This is a genomic window from Chryseobacterium sp. POE27 (genome assembly GCF_039727685.1).
Lineage (GTDB): Bacteria > Bacteroidota > Bacteroidia > Flavobacteriales > Weeksellaceae > Chryseobacterium.
Map to the genome: position 1 here is coordinate 2252107 of NZ_CP152475.1, position 19078 is coordinate 2271184.

A 19078-nucleotide genomic window follows, 5' to 3' on the forward strand; every position below is an offset into this window, starting at 1 on the left:
CTATAAATTTCAAAAAAAGAGAATTGATTCCATGAAGGAAGGAGTTGAATCTGGAAGAATTTCAGAATCCAAGAAAACTTTATCAACATCCTCCTTACTTCTTTTTACAACAATTGAAGATAGATTTAAAGAGAATAAATCCAAGTATGACTTATAATCCTCAGCCCTAAAGTTATCTGGAACAAGACCAAGCCGATATAACAAAGTAACTTGCAAGTCATCTTTACATCTGTATTCAGATAATACATTTTCTAAATTAAGTTTATTAGCAGAAAATTCACTTGCTATCAAAGAATAGTAAGGAAAGTAACTATTATAGCTAGTATTTTCAATTATCGCAGGATATGAAAGTAATTCAACTATTGAATCTCCCACTTTATCAGTATAATTAGAATCTTTCTTTCTAAGTGATAACAGCCAATTATAAAGTAATTCTAATTTGGAATCATCAATATGACTATCGGTATGAGTAAGTTTTAGTATAAAATCAGTCCACAAATTTTCTTTATTTATAATTACTTTTTTATAAAGTGATAAATTACTCTCTTTCCCTGTTTTTTCAAGAATCAAAGCATTAGCTTCATCAAATCCTTTCAAAAAATCTTCATCTTCGAATAATTTTATTTGATTCCTTTCCAAACTATATAAATTTCTTTCCCATTCTTCACAATCATAAACACAAACTTTTCCTAATTCATCTTTAGACAATTTCCCATAATGAAATGATGATAAAATACTAGCTGCCTTTTTAGCTAAAGGCAAATCGCCCTCATGTAAAATTTTAACTATTTTAGAAAAAAACTCTGATTGTGCCGAAACTCTTTTTAAATCATTTTCTATTTTAAAGACATTTCCTATATCAAACATATACCCTTTGCCGAGAAGTCCCAATATTAAAATATCAATTTCTTCTTCGGTCAATTTTATATCTTGATGATAAAGTATAAATAATGCAAAAATTTTTGATAAATCAGGAAAAGTATTCAATTTACTTCTTATGTTTTCCAAAGCAATTTTGCTATAATTCAGCTTCATACAAAACCTCAACCATTCATTAATATCAGAAAGCCTATTAGAAGCCATATAAATGACATTTTCCAACTCCTCTTGTGCTTCTTCAGGAAAGCAGACTAATAATATAGAATTGGCATTTGAACGGATTTTGAAATCAATATGTTTTGTTGCCTCTTTAGCAAAGTCTCTATATTGTGGTTTATTAAGCAATAAATCTTTATAACTATTCCTAATTTCAGAATATCTACTTAAAATTGAATAATCAGGATGATTAGCAATTATATAAAAGAAATCATTTTTATATATATCTTCACTTAACATTAGTAATTTGTTAAAATAATATATATAAATTTCCATTAATTCTCCTTTGGAGCCAGTTCTTTTAGGCCGATATGTTCTCATAAAATCAAGAGAATCATTTGGAGAGATAAACAAAACTTCATCAAGAATCTTCTTTCTTTCCTCAGTATTTTTATGATAAAGATTTGTTTTACCAAGAAGTGGTCTGGCTATAAGATAGAGGTTTTTCTCTTGATAATTTCTAAACAGTAAAATGGCTGCATAATCAGATATTTTAGTGTTATTGAGAACAGAAAATTTTAGATAAGATTTTAGTATTTTTTCATCTATATGATTTTGTAAACTCTTTAATAAAGAAACATCTTTCTCTATACTTAATGTAATTATCTTATCAATTATTGTTTTATTAATTTGATTATTATCCTTAAATAGCCGAAGATGTAATAATAGAATTTCTCCATTTCTATTATCATCTTTAAGAGCTATTGTTTCAATTGAATTAATAATTGCATCATTATTTCCAGAATCTATTTCTAACTCTATCAACTCTTTACTCCTTTCGAAATAAATTCTTTCAGAAAGCAATTTTAAAAGCATTGTGCTTCGATATTCTTTTTTTATTTTTTCAGGAATCACTAAACAAATTACAGGTAAAATATATTGACAAGCCATTGTGCGAGCCGCCAAATGATAATTGACAATTTCAATTAACTTTGTCTTATATCTATCTTCTATATTAAATTTTTTTAGATAGAAAATATTCCCTAAAATTGCTTTAATCAAAGATTCTTCATAATGTGCAATTGGATGTTTTGGATTTAGATATTCTTCAAAAAACCAATCTATCCCATCGTTTTCTGACAGGTTTATTGCATCAGCTATTGTAAAAGGGGAATAAGTATCTGGTTCTCCCCATAAACTATCATTACTCCATGTCCTAAGCGGTCTAAAACTAAGTTTAGTAAGTTTTTCAATAAAATATTTAGCACACTCAACAGTTTTTGATTCAGATACAATAATTGCAGCTATGGGAACATTATTTTCCACAAACAACAATTCATCAAGTGATTTATTAATTACACTTTTTAATTCATCTGTAATTCCATTTTTTAATTTGTGTATTGCTATTGAAAAAGAAAATGGTCTCCAAGTATTTGTATCAATGTTTAAATTAAAACTACTATTATTTATTTTTTCTGATAATTCTACACTATAACAAACTTCTAATAATGGCTGGGAGATAAAACTATAATAATTATCATTTAATTGTAAAAAAAGATTTTTATAAAATAAAATAGCCTCTGAAATTACTTGATTTCTATTATTAATATTTTCTAAAATGTTATCATTTACGATTTGTTTAAATTTGATTTCTGTAATTCTTTTACTTTCAGAAATAAATATTTCTTCAGCAATTTTTGCTATTATTTTTTCACGTTGAATTTCTTCTGGAAATGCTTCAAAGTAATGTGGATAATTTGATTTTAAATCCACCTCATCCCATTTTAGCCTTTTTAATAAAATTTGGTACATCAAAGTCCCTAAAGTTTCTTCATAGAGATTTTCAGAAAGAAAACTTCTTATTAAACAAACCACTAAAGGTGTTTTTGACAAAAGTGATAATTCACTTCTGCTCTTCAAAAACTCTAATCTTCTCTTAGAATCCTCAATAGCTTCAGTTACCTCGAAACCGTTTGCAATTGCTTCATTTTTTAAAATTTCAAATACTTCATTTTCAGTTAAATCTATAGTAGTAAGACAATTCCAATCATTAAAATTTATTATTGACTGTAATTCTATTGGTCTTCCTGTTGCAATTACTATTAAATCAGAATAGTCTCTGGATAACTTTTCTATGTGTTTAATCAGGTATCTAACTTCATTATTTGCCAACTCATCTAATCCATCAAAAATAATCTGAATCGGTCTATTATTAAGTATAAATTCAAAATCAAAAAAAGGGTCTTTGTTCGTAATATTTGAATTAATAAAAGTATTTATACATAAAAATAATGAAGAGAAGTCTGAAGAAATCTTTCCTTTTATATTATTGACAGGAATGAGAATGCTTAAATTATCATTTTTATTTTCTTCTAGTACAAAATTTGCGATTATTGAACTTTTTCCGCTTCCTATTTCGCCAAATAAAAATGTAGGTTTTAAATCATCTATGAAATCTTTTATTTCTCCAACAATTACATTTTTTGTTATTAATTCAGGATTTGTTTCTTCTAAATGATTTGTTTTTATTTTAATTTCGGACGTATGATATTTAACTTTTCTATTTAGGAAAACAGGTAAATCATAGTGATTGTTATTAACTGAAAAGTATTTATCCTTTATGAAATTATGAGTAAAAATGTTTATATTTTCAATAATTTCTTTATAATCATAATCAATATATCTAAATAAATTTTTATCAATTGGCTGATTTTTGATTTGATAGCAAATTAACTCTAAAGATTCATCGGTTAAATATCTTTGAGAGATATCTTTTTCATTCTGTTTATCCTCTAATCTCTTTCTGAGCATTGCTTCAATAAATACCTCCTTTCCTTCAACATCAATATTTTTAATTTCTCCATACCTCGAAATAGTTTGCTTTATTTCTTTCTCTAAATCTATATCGTTAGGCATTCCGAAATTCCAAATAATTTGACTAAAAAATTTTTGCCAATCTTCTTCTGAAAATTTTTCAATTATTGAATAATGATTATTTTTACCATTATATTGCTCTTCATACTCAGACAAAATAGCCTTTTTACATATTTCAAGAATATTATTTTCTTCTTTCCAATTTCCACTTTGTAATAATTGTAATATTGGTTCATTTGGTAAAGAATCAATGCCTAAATTTTTAGTTTTTTTAGTATTATTTTCTTTTGATATATTATTGGTAGAATAAAAACTGAAAACAATGTTTTCACTTCTATTTACAGAATCTTTTAGCCAGTAATCAATGAAGTAAATAAGTGTATTTAGAACCTGTTTACTAAAAAATGAAAAATTTTTTGATTCATAATTTTTATTCTCTTCAATGAATTTTCTATTATCACTATAAATAAAAACATCTCCATCACTTTCTATCGCAACATGAAATTGGGCTTTCGGATTTTTGATTATTGTCTCTAACGCTAACTTTATTGCTCTGAGTTTTTGAAGTGTTATACCTTTATGCTTATCAGAAGCATCTCTTTTTATATCCATTAAGTTATTAGTTTATTGAAATTATATTGTGCATTTACAATTTACAAAAATTTTGATATAAATTAATTCTAAAGATAAATATAGAATCAATAGTTAAAATTTAATTTATATTACGACGGAACCCCTATATAGATAACACTCCCCCATTTAATTTATAATTTTGGGACACCCCTCCTTAAAGAGTTAGAAAAGTTTAGGAGTTTAGAAATTAATTTTTAATTTTTCTATAATAAATTTAGACTAAAGTCTAAAAATGATACATAAAAATTTGTTAAAAAGCTGTTGTAAAAGATTTAAAATATACCAAAAATACCTACTCTAAATTTGGCACATCCATAGAAATATTGTAAATTTGAATAAATAAAAAAGCCTAGTAATATTGGCGTATCACTAGGCATATCAATAAATTTTAACTCTTACTTAAAATTATCGACTATGGCAAATTTACAAAATTGTCTCGACAATTGTGCCGTTTACTGTGGCACTTATGCAAAGTATAACAGTGGAAGCTTATATGGAAAATGGCTTCAACTTTCAGATTATCCAGATTACGAAGAACTTTATCAAGCTATGAAAGAGCTTCACAAAGATGAAAATCAACCTGAGTTTATGATTCAGGATTATGAATCTCCAAAATTCTTTGTCAATCAGGGGTTAATAAGTGAAAGTTACCTTTCAAAAGATATTTATGAAATTGCAGAGAAAATCAACGATTCAGGCTTAGAATTTGAAATCATTGAAGCCTAAGTAGATTGTATTGGTGATTATTGTAAAGATATAGAGGAGCTTTTAGATAAGGTTTCGGATTCTTATTCTGGTGAATTTAATTCAGATGAAGACTTTACACAGGAAATGTTAGAACAGGATGGTAGTATCCCTGAAAATCTTCCTCCTTACATATTTATAGACTGGCAGAAAACAGCATATAATTTCATGTTTGATTATTCATCCTCAAACGGACATTATTTCAGAAATTAATAATAACCCTGCACCCTGCTATCGGGGTGCTTTATACCATAATCAAAATGAAAGCAAGATATATTAGGGTTTCTACTGGAAACCAGAATACAGCAAGGCAATTACATAAAAGCAACCCCGATGAAAAGCTTTATATTGATATTATTAGTGGAGCTACACCATTCAGCGAAAGACCAGAGGGGAAAAAGATGCTTGAAGACATTGAAGCGGGCTTAATAGATTATATAACTGTACATTCAATTGACCGATTAGGAAGAAATCTTTTCGACATTCTAAGCACTTTAGAGCTTCTAAATGAAAAAAAATTATTTTGAAAGTAGACAATCTCGGAATTGAAAGCCTAGTTAATGGCAAGCCCAATTCTGCCTTTAAATTAATCATTTCAGTTATTGGCAATATTGCTGAAATGGAAAGAGATTCACTCTTGGAAAGACAGAGAGAAGGTATAAATTTAGCCATTGCTAAAGGTGTTTACAAAGGAAGGTTGAAAGGCTCAGTTGAAAGCGATGAGCAGGTTTTAAATAAGTATAAAGAGGTTATAAAGTATCTAAAGAAAGGACAATCACTTAGAAATACAGCTAAACTATGTAATGTCAGCTTAGGTACTGTTCAAAAAGTAAAAAAAGATTTTAAATTAGCATCATGATTTTTTTAGATTCCATTGAAAAGATAAATAATTTTATTATCTCTAAAATAAACTTTCAGGATAATGAAATTAAACTTAGTAAAAAATATTATCTATTAATTGATGATGAAACCATTGAAGGAAATCCAGAAAACTTTGATTTTGAAGTTATCAATTTTGAAGAGTTTTTATCTCAGTTAGATATTGAATTCATAATTAATAGATATGAAATCTTGCTCGTTTCAGAAATAGAACACTATCAGTTGGATTTTATTTCAGCTTTTAGTAATTATTTTAAATCTTACAACACAGAGCTAAGTCAAAAGATATACTATGAAAATACAATATTAGCTCTTAAAAATTCGATTTCTCGATTTTCTCAATCATTGAATAATAAAAGAGACCTTAACTATCCTTTAAACAGCATTCAAAAAATTACTACAAATGAATTCTCTGGGGCACATTTGGGAATTATAAGAATACTAGAAAATGAATTTGGTAAACACATAAATCCTGAAATTAATATTGAAAGTAGGAAAACTATTTTCGGTTTGGAAGACAAATTTGTTGAAAAATTTTACAATGAACTTATTGCATATGAGCTTTTTAAAGAGCCTGTTTCTAAAAACCTATTCTTTAAAATTTTAAATAATAATTATGCAAATGATAATAAAATTACATTGAGACTCAAATCACTTCCAGAATTTTATTACTTAGTTAGCTTTTTAGCAGAAAAATATGCAGCTAAATCAATGATTTTCTATCAACAAATCTCTGACAGATTTTTAGTTTCAACAAAAGCTAAAAGTAATATTTCATTTGATGCTAAAAAAATAGCTGATGGAATTAGTGATTTAAATCAAAGTGTAGCTTCTAGAGTTGTAAAAAGAAGCTCAGAAATCATAAATATTGTTAATAATCTTAAATAAAAAATACAATCCCACAGAAAACATCCATAACAAACTGAATTACACTACATTAACAAGAATAAACACTAGTACATCCCTCAATAATCCCTCAGAATCTGAATTAAATTTGTATCTGCAAATCAATAAAATACATATTTATGTTCAGAAAATTTAATAATTTAAAAACACGTTTTTCAGACACAACATTTCAAACCATTCAGGAAGCAATCAATTATATTAAGGATGATTCTAGACCTGAAGTAAAAGAAATTCAAAAACTCAGAACTCTGCAAAAAGGGATGCATGAATTTGATTCAATAAAAACACGATTACCTATCATTTTATGGAACTTTTCTACAGATGGGAAAAGGAAGATTAAAAACGCTATTCAATCAACGGATTATATTTACTATGATATTGACAATAGTTTAGATTTTGAGTTTAACAAAAACTATTTTACAGCTTATTGGAAGAGTGTCAGTGGTACGGGCTATGGTTGTCTGGTTAAGGTATCTGGAGTGGATAAAAACAACTTTAAAGAAGCATTTATAGATATTGCAGGACAACTGAATATTCCTTTTGACTATAAGGCAAGTGATATTGTTAGGGCAAATATTATATCATATGACCCAGATGTTTATTATAACCCCGATGCACATATTTTCGACTGTACTTGCTATTCTAACACAGATACTGATGATATTGAAGAAAATCACCATTCCATTACTAAAAATACTTTAATTAATAGTTATGTATGGAATGGAGAAAAAAGCCCAATCCGATATGATAACTTACAAGAAAAAATATCAGAAAAAGAAAGAGTTTACGATGCAAATGGGGTTTGTGATTTAAGAAATGATAAACTATATTATTCAAGTGTTGTAATTCCTAGAGTCATTAAAGAAGGAAAAAGAAATTATATCCTATCAAATATTGCTATCAAAATCATTGCATTAAATCCAGAATTGCAAGATAGTAGACTTATTGGATTTATCAGTAAAGTAAATAATTCATGTTGTACAGTTCCAATGCACGATGATGAAATACAAAGTATTTGCACCACAGTATTAAATAAAAGAAATGAGTGGATACCTTTTAATAATGAAAAGAGGAGATTTCTATTTGACCCCAAAAAAGAGTTTCAGAAGGGAGAAAAGCAAAAACTAGCTATAACCTATCTGAATAAAGACAGAGGGGAACAAAAAAAACAATTGATTAGTTTTTCTTTTTCTGACTTATTGAGTGAATGTAGAGTATTTAAGATAAAAGATATTCTAGAAGAGGCTAAAGTCTCACCAACTACTATAAATAAATACTTACCAATAATTTTAATGGAAGAATATGGAAGTGAAATTGGAAGCGTTCAACAGTTTTTCAATGCTAAAAAACAAATTCAAAAATTACTGAGTACCCCTCAATAGGGGTGCTCAAATTCTCAGGAATTGAATTTATCAAAATCTTGTCAAAAAATGCTTAAAACAGAATAATTTAATTTTAGATTGATTAATAATTAGCAACAATTTTAATTTCCTCTCTTTTTATCTCAAAAGAAGAAATCAAGCCTTTATTGCTAAGGTTTTTTACAAATATACTATTGTGCTCGTTATTTGGAATTGTGGGTCTTTTTCTACTAACTCCAACATCTGAGTAAGGATAAGGTAATGTTTTAATCAAATTACTTATTTCTTCAATAGAAAGTTTATCAAACTGAATGTTGAGTAATTTTATTCTGTTTTCACTTGAAGTAGTATTTTTAAATATACCTTCTAAAACTTGATATTCTAATGGTACATAGAATGAATTTGCTAGGAATGCACAAACAATTTTTGCTATATCTTTATTATTAATAATTGAATCGACATCTAATTTTTTGATAATTTCGATTTTGGTTTTATCATCTATTTTAAATAAACCTAGCAATAAAATAATATCTTTTTCTTCCAAAATATAATTATCAAAGTCTTTTATAAACTTGTCTTGATATTTAGCAATAAGTTCAATATGCTCATTTGGAAATTCATTCATCAATAATTCATAATTCTTTACTGAGAGTGTTAATATTTTTTCAACTAAATACTTAACTTTTTCAATGCTTAAATTTTCAAAAGCGAGCTCATCCCTTATGTAAATACTGCTCTCCAATAACTTTTTATAACTTTCATCTGATAAATCATTACATAACAAAATTTTCTTTCTAAATTCTGCATATTCAAAATCTCCATCCTTATTCATTTTTTCTTTAGAAAGCTCGTTATAATTTTTTTCATCATTTAAAAAGTTTATAAGTGGCTTTTCTAAACTGGAATCGCAATCAATGTAATATTCAATGACATTTTCCCAATTTGGAATAATCTTGTTGGATTGAATCAATGCAGTTTTTATTTCTGAATCAGTAATATCTGATAAAGACGTGATTCTGAAATTACATTTGTTTATGATTTCTAGTTTTAGGTTTTTATTTAAACTAATATTGTTTAAAAGAGAAATAAATGATTCTTCTGGTTCGTCTGAGTTTGCTTCTAATTTTAGAAATACATATTTCACATAATCGTTTATATTCCCCTCTATATTAATAATTAAAGGATTACATTTTGATTTTAAAATAGAATTGTAATTAGCTTTTCTTAAATCAGCTAATTCTATATCTGTACTGTATTCTATAATCATTAATTCAAGATTATCCTCATTTATCTGATAATGGTGGTTCTCATACACATAGTTGAATAAATCTTTTGTTTCATCTGTTGAGGGATTTATCGTATCGAATTTGATATCAAGACTTTTAAATAGCGAGGTAATTTTGTTGTAATAATTGTTTTCAGAAGTATTTTTTATCATTGACAAGAAATAAGGCTTTTCATCAATCAAATCTTTTAAAAAGACCTTTTCTTGAAATTTTGTAATATCATCTGTTGGAACAAACTTTATCAACAGTTCTAAATAGTAATTTATTTTTTCCTCTGTATAATTGCTATTATATAAATAATCAATTAACCCTGCCCATGATTTACAAATTGATTGCATGAAAATTTCGATAGGTATATTCTCTCTGTATATATAAGCATCAATGAACTCAATAGAATTTTCCTTTTCATTACTCAATAGTTCTATAATTTTGTCATACAGATTTTTGTATTTTCCACGGTTGTTCCCAAGAAAATCTAATAAATGAAAATTTAATATACCATCCCATTTGAAATATTTTTCAGGAATTTTATTTAACAAAGTTTCAATATTTGATAATTGATAGTCAAATGCTAAATGCTCTCCACTTTTAATTTTTTTCTCAAATAAGAAATCTTCTTTGGTTAAGTTTACTTCATGAAATAACGAAATATAGTCATTGTAGTTTTCATTAAGATAACCATTAAGTAATAAATTTCGCATTAATGGACTGCCTGAAAATTCATCTAGATATGGATTTATGTCTATTTCTTCAAAAATTTGTTTTACATCCCAAGATTTAATTTCTTGTTTTCTGCTTTTGAGTTTTGCAATTTCTGCTTTTAAAATTTCTTTTTTGTCATTGGTCTTATCTAATATAAGTTGTTCTCTTTCTGAATAAGTAAAATTTGAATTGACTTCGTTTTCAATATCAGCAAATGAAAAATTTATAACCCTTGCTTGTAATCTATATTCGCTATTATAATAATGGTTGTAATAATTATAATTTACCTTATTATTTTCTAGTTCTAATAATTTTTCAAAATTTTCATCTTTTGCTAATTCAAAAAATTTTTTATTTCCATCGATATTTATAGATACAGCATCAGGAATTTTACTCTGGATTTTATTTATATAGACAGCTCTCAACTCATGTATTGACAATTCTGATTCTTCTTCAATGTTGTCAATTTGTTTTTCTTTATCTACAATTTGTAGGTCGTTTTTTTTTATTAATTCATTTATATATTGTCCTTTGTTATTAATAAATTGATAAAGCATCCCTTCTCTTCTGTGCAATTTCATAAAATCATTAGGGTAAAGATTTTTATAAGTTATGATTGCAAATAATTCTTCTGGTTTGGTAACAAATTCTGGGTTCAATGCTTCTCTATATAAAACAAATTCGTGAAAAATATTGATTAATAATCGCATGTCTATATCATCAATAAATGTGATAACATCGCTAGTAAATTCTTGAGATAATACGCCCTGTAAATTTGCTTCTTTAATAAGTTTCGATAATTGTTCATCTGCATTAGATGGGTTAATAAATGGGATTACTGGTATAATATATTCAAAGAATTTAACTCTCTCGTTCTTATCTTTAAACATATCATCCTTAATTGCATATACGAAATTTATCTTTTCTCCATTTCTTTCACTTTGAATGGAATTTGAATTGTTTAACAAAATATTCAATTCCCTTAGTTTGGTAAAAATATCTGTGTTTTCAAATCTATCTAAATCCTCAATTACAATTACATTATATTTTGTTCTTTCAAAGAAATAAAGTATTTCCTCTAAATGTTCATTAAAAACAGATTTGTCAATATTATCTCCTAATTCAACTTCCCCTTGTATATTGAATTTATTAATTTTTGAGTTACTGAATAACCGAACTAATGTTTTGGAGAAAAATCCTATTCCAGTAAAGAAAACACCAAATACTAATAATGCTAGCCAATCAATATTATTTAACCCCAACTTCCAATTGTTGGGATTGATTTTGTTGATATAATCAAATTTAAAAAGTATGAAAATGCTGGAAATCCATAATGCTAATCCAGTAGCAATTAACCAAATTTTTCCTGTTGTATTATTTACAATTCGCTTAAATCTCGAATCTGGAATATCTGTTGGTTTTACATGATAGAATATTTGCTGTAATATACTTACTTCAAGTAATCTTTCTAAATCATCATTGTCATTAAAATCATTAAAGGATGCTAAAGAGATATTTAAATATTTATACTCTGGATTTAGATGCTGAAAGGTTTTTATAATTGTACTTTTCCCTGAGCCATAAGCTCCTGTAATAGCTATATTAGTAATAGCGTTCTCATCAAGTGCATTTTTAATGGCAGTAAGATAAGGCTCAACTCTTGCTATATCCCTTGCTTCAGCAAGAATTTTTGGAGCCAACGAACTGATACTTTTTTCTGCTGGGCTGTTATTACTCTTTTTGAACTGAATTTTCTGAAGTAAAGATTTGAACATGAAATAAATTTTTGAATTTTGAAAGTCAAAAAACATTCCCAAAATCAATATATCGCTAATTGTCAGTTTCTTAAAACAACACCTGTGTCATTTTGGCAGATAAAGGCTAATTCTTGTGAATTACTCATACTGGATTCCAGTATTAAGAATTCTTATAAAAAGGGTTTTATCACTCTAATGCAATTTCAAATGCAATTTTACAAGAATAGAATTAAAAGATTCAAATTGAATTAATATCTTTGCAATTCAAATTTTATCGAAAAAAAGAAAGCTGTTAGCTTTTATTCTGTAATCTGAAATCTGGAAAATTTCTCAATACAACACAGAATAAACAGTTTGACACTTACATCCATATGGGTGTAGGAATGTCCTTGTTTATTGTTGTATTGGCAATCCAGAGCCACAGATTAGTAGGCAAGAGTTACAAACCTGCACCTTTCTTGTTTTAATCAATCACAAATTTTCTACTTTAGGTTTGGGTAGATTTAATGAAAATCTATCTTATGAAAAAGACTTTATTTCTGCCTCTTTTGGCTTTTTCAATTCTGACTCTGAATTGCTCTGGTAATGATGAGGATTCAACACCTCAACAGAACAATCCCGTAACAACTCAATACTTTCATCCCCCCTATATGGATTCAAGGTTCTTGGAAGGTTAGCAACACATCTTACTACAAATTCACAAATGATGATTTTATTTATGTCATAAATGGAACGAGCTATAAAGCAATTCTAATACAAACTGCAAGCAACGGGCAGACTGCGAAAGTTGATGAAACAATTACAGATACTGATTATAATTTTGTAATTACAGCAGGTACATCCAGTGGTTCTTATAAGTTTAAAAAAGTTAGTTCAACTCAAATACAATGGTTGAATGGGGTTAACAATATTACCTTAGACAAAGAATAACCTAAACTGATGAAAAAGATTTTATTCTTAATAATATTTTTACATTCATGCTTATTCCTATATTCTCAGGGATTTATTGTAAAAAAAAGATGGAAATTCTGTTACGGAATTTAATGGCTATAAACTATCATTTGTTAAATACAAAATGGATGCTGATACTAAAGAATTTTACGATAAGGTTGAAAACAACAGAGTTAAAATTTTTATTAGTTTCAATATTGATTGGAATTGTGTAACATGCGTCCTTAATTACATTGGTGATGGCAAATTATCGGTATTTGAAGGAAATTATCGGACCGATTATAAGTTTAATAGAGGATACTATAACAAAAATGGAAATTCTGAATTCTTCAAATTCTATTATGGAAATAGAGAAATTGCAACTGTAATGTGTTTAAATGGTTCAGCAAATTCTGTTATTTGTAATAACAATGAAGGAAGATATTTTAACTATTACACTAACCTCACAGACTAAACATGAAAAATTTAATTTTATTCCTTTTCATAATAGTTTGTGCTAATTACAAATCTCAAATATTTGAATGTAATAGTATTGATAGATACCAACTAAACTACATTTACAAGCAAAACGAAAATAAATTCAAAACTATATTAGGTGAAATAAACTACATGCAAAAAAGTATAGATGGACTTGAAATTAACGTTATAAAGCAAATCTGCATAAATAATTGGACTATATACAACAAAAATGGAGCTGACTATATGCATAAAAGATTTGTTGATTATAATGGTAGCATTGACAAAGGATATTATCTAAAAAATGCAGGTTACTTAGAGATATTAAGCTATTTGAAATACAAAATTAAGAGCACAGTAAAATAATCCTAAAATAATAATATGTCAAGCTACATCTCCCTGTTTAATTTAAAACTAATTTTTGATTATGAAGTCTTTTCATTAGGGCAGGAATATCCATATTTATTAGACTGCATTGAACATGAATGGAGGAGGGATAATTCTGTTGATTTAAAAATGATTATCGGAAATATTATTTATAAACATCAACACAATATTTCATATAAATATTTCAACAATAATTATTTTATCAAATTAAAAGAATTAAATACAATTCAAAGCGATAAAGCATATTTGAATTATATCAAAATCATTAATGATGGGATACTGCATTATATTTACAGTAAAGAAAACTACCTCCAAATTAAAACTTGATAAGTTTAAAAAAGCTTTACTTCAAAGTACAATCGGAAAAGTTATTAGCAACTTTTAATTTTTAAGTCCAACAAGAATATAAGAAAATAAAAAAATCAAGTATTATTAGCTTTATTTTAATTTAAATATATTTAGAAAGACACATAAGTATTATACAGCATTTAAAAAAAATTAATCCCCTCCTTTTTTTATAGGGGATTTTTTATCTAAAAATACATAGTAACAACTTCAAAGCTTTATTTTTAGTTTAAATGATTGAAAATCATGAAACTTCTCTGTAAAAATGGCAGATTGATTTATTTTGATAAAGTTACTCTAAACAAGACTAGATTAATAGCCAAGTCTTCTAAAAATTTTTGCTGTTGATTTCGCTTTTTCAACATCTGTTTTACTTATATATGCCAACAGTTGTCTTTCTGTTTTGTGTCCTGTAAAATTCAGCAAGTAGGTTATAGGAATTTTTTCATAAAAGTTTGTAGCAAAGCTCTTCCTTCCAATGTGAGAAGTTACAAGTTGGTACTTTGGATAGTTGCCAAAAACTTTTCTGGTGATTCTTGGCAAGCCCTCTCTCTCGATTGTCATAACCTTTCCATTGTACAAAACCTCATCTATACTAGCCAGTTCACAAACATCTTTAATGTATAGATTAAGATTTACATCAGAAATCTTGCGAGGGAATTCACCACCTCTTTTCAGCAAAATATTTTGTACTTTTTGTAGTAATGGAATTTGCATCTTAGTTCCCGTTTTGACTTGATTAAACTCTATGTAAGATTGATTCTCATCATCTTGCACAATCATACTAGAATTGAACCTCAAATAATCACTAACTCTCTGTCCTGTATAGCAAGCTATCAACAACCAATCCCTAGCATTATCCAAGTATTCACTTGGCATTTCTGTTCTTTCTATTTTGTTTAGCTCATCAAAAGTAAGATAGACAGACTTCGGAAAATTTCTAGATGCTTTCTCTACATCAAACTTCCACAAAAAAGCATGTTTATGCACTTCTATATCAACAGACTCTGCAACCTTACAAATCATTTTCAAAAATTTAAGATTTCGATAAGTTGTGGATGCCTTATAGTTCTCCCGAAGACAATACTTTTCAAAATCCACTCTGAAAGAATTATCTAAATCAGAAAACTTCAAATTTTTAAAGGTTTTTTTTCTAGCCCTAAGGTCATCACAATAACGCTTTACCAACTGTTTAACAACGTTTGCTTTCTTAATGGTTGATTCACTTACAGTATCCCTCTTTAGATTAATGTAGTCATCAATAAACGAAAGTATGTTATTTGACTGTGGTTCTATATTTTCTGAAATAACTTTTTCTGGATTGACAGTAGATTCAAGCCAACCCTTTAAATCTATTTCAGGTTTGTAGTTTGTGTAATCTGAAATTATTTTTGTCTCAAGTCTGATAAGCTCAATGTTCAATTCAACTAATTCATTGTTCACATTTCGTGAACTTATAACACATTTTCCATTTTTCCAATCTTTGGGTTTACATTTTAAGTGCGGGAGAGGGACTTTTACATCTACCCCTTTATCTCTTAACCGTACCCAGATTGTACTACTCTTGTTTTCAACTTTACCTCTTGTAAAAAAAACTAACTGATGCCATAAATTTTCGATTCAAAATTGTTCCCAAAATTGTATCCGAACTCTAAAAGATAAGCCTAAAACAATTGGTCTGCTTTGTCTTCGGGCATGTAGAAATCTTATGTATTGCTTGTTTGGACGAGGGTTCGAATCCCTCCAACTCCACAAAACACCCCTTAATCGAATATTTAAGGGTTTTATTTTAAAATCCACATGATTATTATACGGATAGTTATTACCTATCATACCTTACCGTACAAACACCTAACTTTACAATTGGTCATTTTCACGCTATTCTGAATATTTTTTTCTACGTTACTTTGACATACAAAATAACCATAAAAACCAATATCATGGAAGCAAACACAAGCTACAACGCAAATTCTACAGGTGAATTAAAATTAGGAGGCGGAGCGCAGTTTTGGGTGTATATTTCGCCACAAAACGACACGGTAAAAATGATTACTCAATGGAGAGTAACTTTTTCTCAAGGAAACTGGAAAGACATGATTTCAAGCGAAGATCCTACTAAACAACTACAAACCCCTGGTCTTTCAGGAATTTTTGACATTAAAGTAGAAACTTTAAACGGTTCTACCGGAACATGGCGCGAAATTCCACCTCAGGAAGGAAGCAGAAATCAGATTGGATGTAATTCTAACTGTGCATCTATGGTAGGAATTGTCGCCGACAGTACTAACCCGGCTCCGGGAGCTATCAATGCACATTTCTGGACTACCTGGGATGCATTCTGCAGCAGATCGTAAAAGATCTCAATAATATACGATATTGTATATTATCACGAATTCTGAAATCAGCAAGCCGTGGAAATGATTTAACCAACGCCAATACACTCCTTTTTTTAATCAGGAGTGTATTTCATTTTACTTGCTCTTTTTATTCTTCCTGAATTCCCAGGGTGAAATTGCATCTTTGTCACTCCATAAGCCAAGTTTCTTCACCTTCGCTTCATCCTGAAACTTCTGAAGTTCCGTATTTTTTGAAGCTTTGTAATACCACCACCCGAATCCTGCTTTTACAATCTCTCTTGACAGATACCTGTCTCCATCATAGAATACACCGGCTACACTCCTTCCATACCTGTCTTTTCCGACCCTGTAGAAAATAATATTTTTACCAAAAACCTGATCGGAAGTAAACTGTTTAGCATTATTCCCGAAAGCCTGGCCGTTTTCCGGGCAGTCGACTTCCGCAAGTCTTAATGTTTGCTGGGTTTTGTCTTCCAGTAAGACGACGACTGTATCTCCATCTTTTATTTTGACAACTTTTCCTTTGATCTGTGCTACAAGCGATATAGAAATTGAAAAGAATAAAATGCAAATACTTTTTTTCATGAATTAAATGAATATTAAAGAATAACAGGCAAAACTAATCATAATATATGAATTAGAAACCTTATATAATAAGCCGGAACTTATCATTCAGTTATAATAAAGATCATCTCCATTTTTTATACAAAAACAAGCATAAACAAGACTATGAAATAATAAAATATAAACCACTGAAAACTAAAAGACTAAACACAAACACAACAAAATACACACCTGCAAGCCACAAAAAAGACTAAAAAAATGTTTTATCGTAAAGAATTTTATATATTTGCACCATCTAACAATTAAAAAAAAATTTACTATGTCAGACATTGCATCAAGAGTAAAAGCTATCATCGCTGATAAGCTTGACGTTGAAGAAACAGAAGTAACTCCGGAGGCTAGCTTCACTAACGATTTAGGAGCTGATTCATTGGATACAGTTGAACTAATTATGGAGTTTGAAAAAGAATTCAACATTCAGATCCCTGATGACCAGGCTGAAAAAATTACTACTGTAGGACACGCTATCGCTTATATCGAAGAAGTAGTAAATAAATAATATTCTTCAACAAAAAAAGAAATTAAACAAAGTTTATGGAATTAAAAAGAGTAGTTGTAACCGGTTTTGGAGCAATAACACCTATTGGAAATAATGCAAAAGAATACTGGGAAAATCTTGTAAAAGGTGAGAGCGGTGCCGCTCCTATTACTCTTTTTGATGCCACAAACTTCAAAACAAAATTCGCCTGCGAAGTCAAAAATTTCGATCCGTTGCAGCATTTCGATAAGAAAGAGGCAAAAAAAATGGATAGAAATACTCAGCTTGGGCTTGTCGCTGCAAGAGAAGCAGTACAACACTCAAGAATTATTGAAGATAACGTAGACAAAAACAGAGTCGGAGTAATCTGGGGTTCCGGAATCGGAGGTTTAGAAACTTTTGAGACTGAAGTTTTAGGATGGGCAAATACGGAAATTCCGAGATTCAACCCTTTCTTTATTCCTAAAATGATAGCGGATATTACGCCGGGGCATATTTCTATAGAATATGGTTTTCACGGTCCAAATTACACAACAGTATCTGCATGCGCATCTTCAGCAAATGCTTTGATTGATGCCAAAATGCTTATCCAGCTTGGAAAAGCAGACGTAATTGTATGCGGTGGCTCTGAAGCAGCCGTTACAGCAAGTGGTGTCGGCGGATTCAATGCAATGATGGCACTTTCTACAAGAAATGATGATCCTAAAACAGCTTCAAGACCTTTCGACAAAGACAGAGATGGATTTGTACTGGGAGAAGGAGCAGGAACTATCATTCTCGAAGAATATGAACACGCTGTAAAACGTGGGGCAACAATTTATGCAGAATTAAAAGGCGGGGGTCTGAGTGCAGATGCACACCACATGACCGCACCGCATCCTGAAGGTTTAGGAGCTTATCTGGTAATGAAAAATTGCATGGAAGACGCAGGATTAACTGCTAATGAAGTAGATCACATCAATATGCATGGGACATCTACTCCATTAGGAGATATTGCGGAATCCAATGCCATTTCAAAATTATTGGGAGAACATGCTTTTGATATTCAGATTAATTCTACAAAATCAATGACGGGTCACCTTTTAGGTGCTGCAGGAGTTATTGAAGCTATTGCTGCATTGGGAACGATTATTCATGGTATTGTCCCTCCAACCATCAACCATTTTACTGATGATGAAAATATCGACAGCAGACTGAATTTCACATTCAATGAAGCTGCGAAGAAAGATGTAAAAGTAGCCATGAGCAATACTTTTGGGTTTGGTGGGCATAACGCTTGCGTTCTATTTAAGAAAATCTAAAT

16 protein-coding genes are annotated in these 19078 nt (G+C 28.9%); 12 read left to right on the forward strand and 4 right to left on the reverse strand.

The genetic code is table 11. The annotated features are described in order from the left end of the window. Positions 1 to 9 precede the first annotated feature (9 nt). Complete coding sequence (locus AAHI02_RS10670) at positions 10 to 4521, reverse strand: hypothetical protein (protein WP_346983230.1); 4512 nt, start codon at positions 4519 to 4521, stop codon at positions 10 to 12. A gap of 435 nt (positions 4522 to 4956) precedes the next feature. On the opposite strand from AAHI02_RS10670, the gene AAHI02_RS10675 reads away from it, so the two are divergent. The 6 genes from AAHI02_RS10675 (at position 4957) to AAHI02_RS10700 (ending at position 8453) form a co-directional block, all read left to right on the forward strand. After that, on the forward strand, positions 4957 to 5268 hold the full coding sequence (locus tag AAHI02_RS10675; protein ID WP_346983231.1) for an antirestriction protein ArdA: 312 nt from the start codon (positions 4957 to 4959) through the stop codon (positions 5266 to 5268). A 105-nt stretch (positions 5269 to 5373) separates the two neighbouring features. Beyond that, the gene (locus tag AAHI02_RS10680; RefSeq protein ID WP_346983232.1) at positions 5374 to 5499 is read left to right on the forward strand and encodes a hypothetical protein; all 126 of its coding nucleotides are present in this window, start codon (positions 5374 to 5376) and stop codon (positions 5497 to 5499) included. A 47-nt stretch (positions 5500 to 5546) separates the two neighbouring features. After that, positions 5547 to 5813: a recombinase family protein gene (locus AAHI02_RS10685; RefSeq protein WP_346983233.1), complete on the forward strand. Its 267-nt coding sequence runs from the start codon at positions 5547 to 5549 to the stop codon at positions 5811 to 5813. Further along, the gene (locus AAHI02_RS10690; protein WP_346983234.1) at positions 5810 to 6145 is read left to right on the forward strand and encodes a hypothetical protein; all 336 of its coding nucleotides are present in this window, start codon (positions 5810 to 5812) and stop codon (positions 6143 to 6145) included. Before AAHI02_RS10685 ends, AAHI02_RS10690 begins: the two co-directional genes overlap by 4 nt. Further along, positions 6142 to 7053, forward strand: a complete 912-nt coding sequence (locus tag AAHI02_RS10695) for a hypothetical protein (protein ID WP_346983235.1) — start codon at positions 6142 to 6144, stop codon at positions 7051 to 7053. The genes AAHI02_RS10690 and AAHI02_RS10695 overlap by 4 nt, the downstream gene beginning before the upstream one ends. Positions 7054 to 7190: 137 nt before the next feature. Continuing rightward, positions 7191 to 8453 carry a hypothetical protein gene (locus AAHI02_RS10700; protein WP_346983236.1) on the forward strand — a complete coding sequence of 421 codons (1263 nt, stop codon included), beginning with the start codon at positions 7191 to 7193 and terminating at the stop codon, positions 8451 to 8453. Positions 8454 to 8535: 82 nt separating this feature from the next. Here AAHI02_RS10700 and AAHI02_RS10705 read toward each other — a convergent pair whose 3' ends face one another. Continuing rightward, entirely contained in the window at positions 8536 to 12195 is a 3660-nt protein-coding gene (locus tag AAHI02_RS10705) for a hypothetical protein (RefSeq protein ID WP_346983237.1), read from the reverse strand. A gap of 1057 nt (positions 12196 to 13252) precedes the next feature. On the opposite strand from AAHI02_RS10705, the gene AAHI02_RS10710 reads away from it, so the two are divergent. Genes AAHI02_RS10710 through AAHI02_RS10720 form a run of 3 tightly spaced genes read left to right on the forward strand, consistent with a single transcriptional unit; the run spans position 13253 to position 14298 of the window. Further along, on the forward strand, positions 13253 to 13582 hold the full coding sequence (locus AAHI02_RS10710; RefSeq protein WP_346983238.1) for a hypothetical protein: 330 nt from the start codon (positions 13253 to 13255) through the stop codon (positions 13580 to 13582). Between the two features lie 2 nt (positions 13583 to 13584). Then, positions 13585 to 13950 (forward strand): hypothetical protein, encoded by a 366-nt coding sequence (locus tag AAHI02_RS10715; protein ID WP_346983239.1) that lies wholly within the window; start codon positions 13585 to 13587, stop codon positions 13948 to 13950. 15 nt (positions 13951 to 13965) lie between these two features. Then, positions 13966 to 14298: a hypothetical protein gene (locus AAHI02_RS10720; RefSeq protein ID WP_346983240.1), complete on the forward strand. Its 333-nt coding sequence runs from the start codon at positions 13966 to 13968 to the stop codon at positions 14296 to 14298. A gap of 330 nt (positions 14299 to 14628) precedes the next feature. On the opposite strand, the gene AAHI02_RS10725 is transcribed toward AAHI02_RS10720, so the two are convergent. Then, entirely contained in the window at positions 14629 to 15759 is a 1131-nt protein-coding gene (locus tag AAHI02_RS10725) for a phage integrase SAM-like domain-containing protein (protein WP_346983241.1), read from the reverse strand. Between the two features lie 497 nt (positions 15760 to 16256). Between AAHI02_RS10725 and AAHI02_RS10730 the strand changes: the two genes are divergently transcribed. Beyond that, positions 16257 to 16670 (forward strand): hypothetical protein, encoded by a 414-nt coding sequence (locus AAHI02_RS10730; RefSeq protein ID WP_346983242.1) that lies wholly within the window; start codon positions 16257 to 16259, stop codon positions 16668 to 16670. Between the two features lie 117 nt (positions 16671 to 16787). Here the strand turns inward: AAHI02_RS10730 and AAHI02_RS10735 are convergent, their stop codons facing one another. Next, positions 16788 to 17258, reverse strand: a complete 471-nt coding sequence (locus AAHI02_RS10735) for a thermonuclease family protein (RefSeq protein WP_346983243.1) — start codon at positions 17256 to 17258, stop codon at positions 16788 to 16790. 298 nt (positions 17259 to 17556) lie between these two features. On the opposite strand from AAHI02_RS10735, the gene AAHI02_RS10740 reads away from it, so the two are divergent. Beyond that, positions 17557 to 17796: an acyl carrier protein gene (locus AAHI02_RS10740; protein ID WP_002976354.1), complete on the forward strand. Its 240-nt coding sequence runs from the start codon at positions 17557 to 17559 to the stop codon at positions 17794 to 17796. 35 nt (positions 17797 to 17831) lie between these two features. Beyond that, positions 17832 to 19076 carry a beta-ketoacyl-ACP synthase II gene (gene fabF / locus AAHI02_RS10745; protein WP_346983244.1) on the forward strand — a complete coding sequence of 415 codons (1245 nt, stop codon included), beginning with the start codon at positions 17832 to 17834 and terminating at the stop codon, positions 19074 to 19076. The last annotated feature ends 2 nt before the right edge of the window (positions 19077 to 19078 follow it).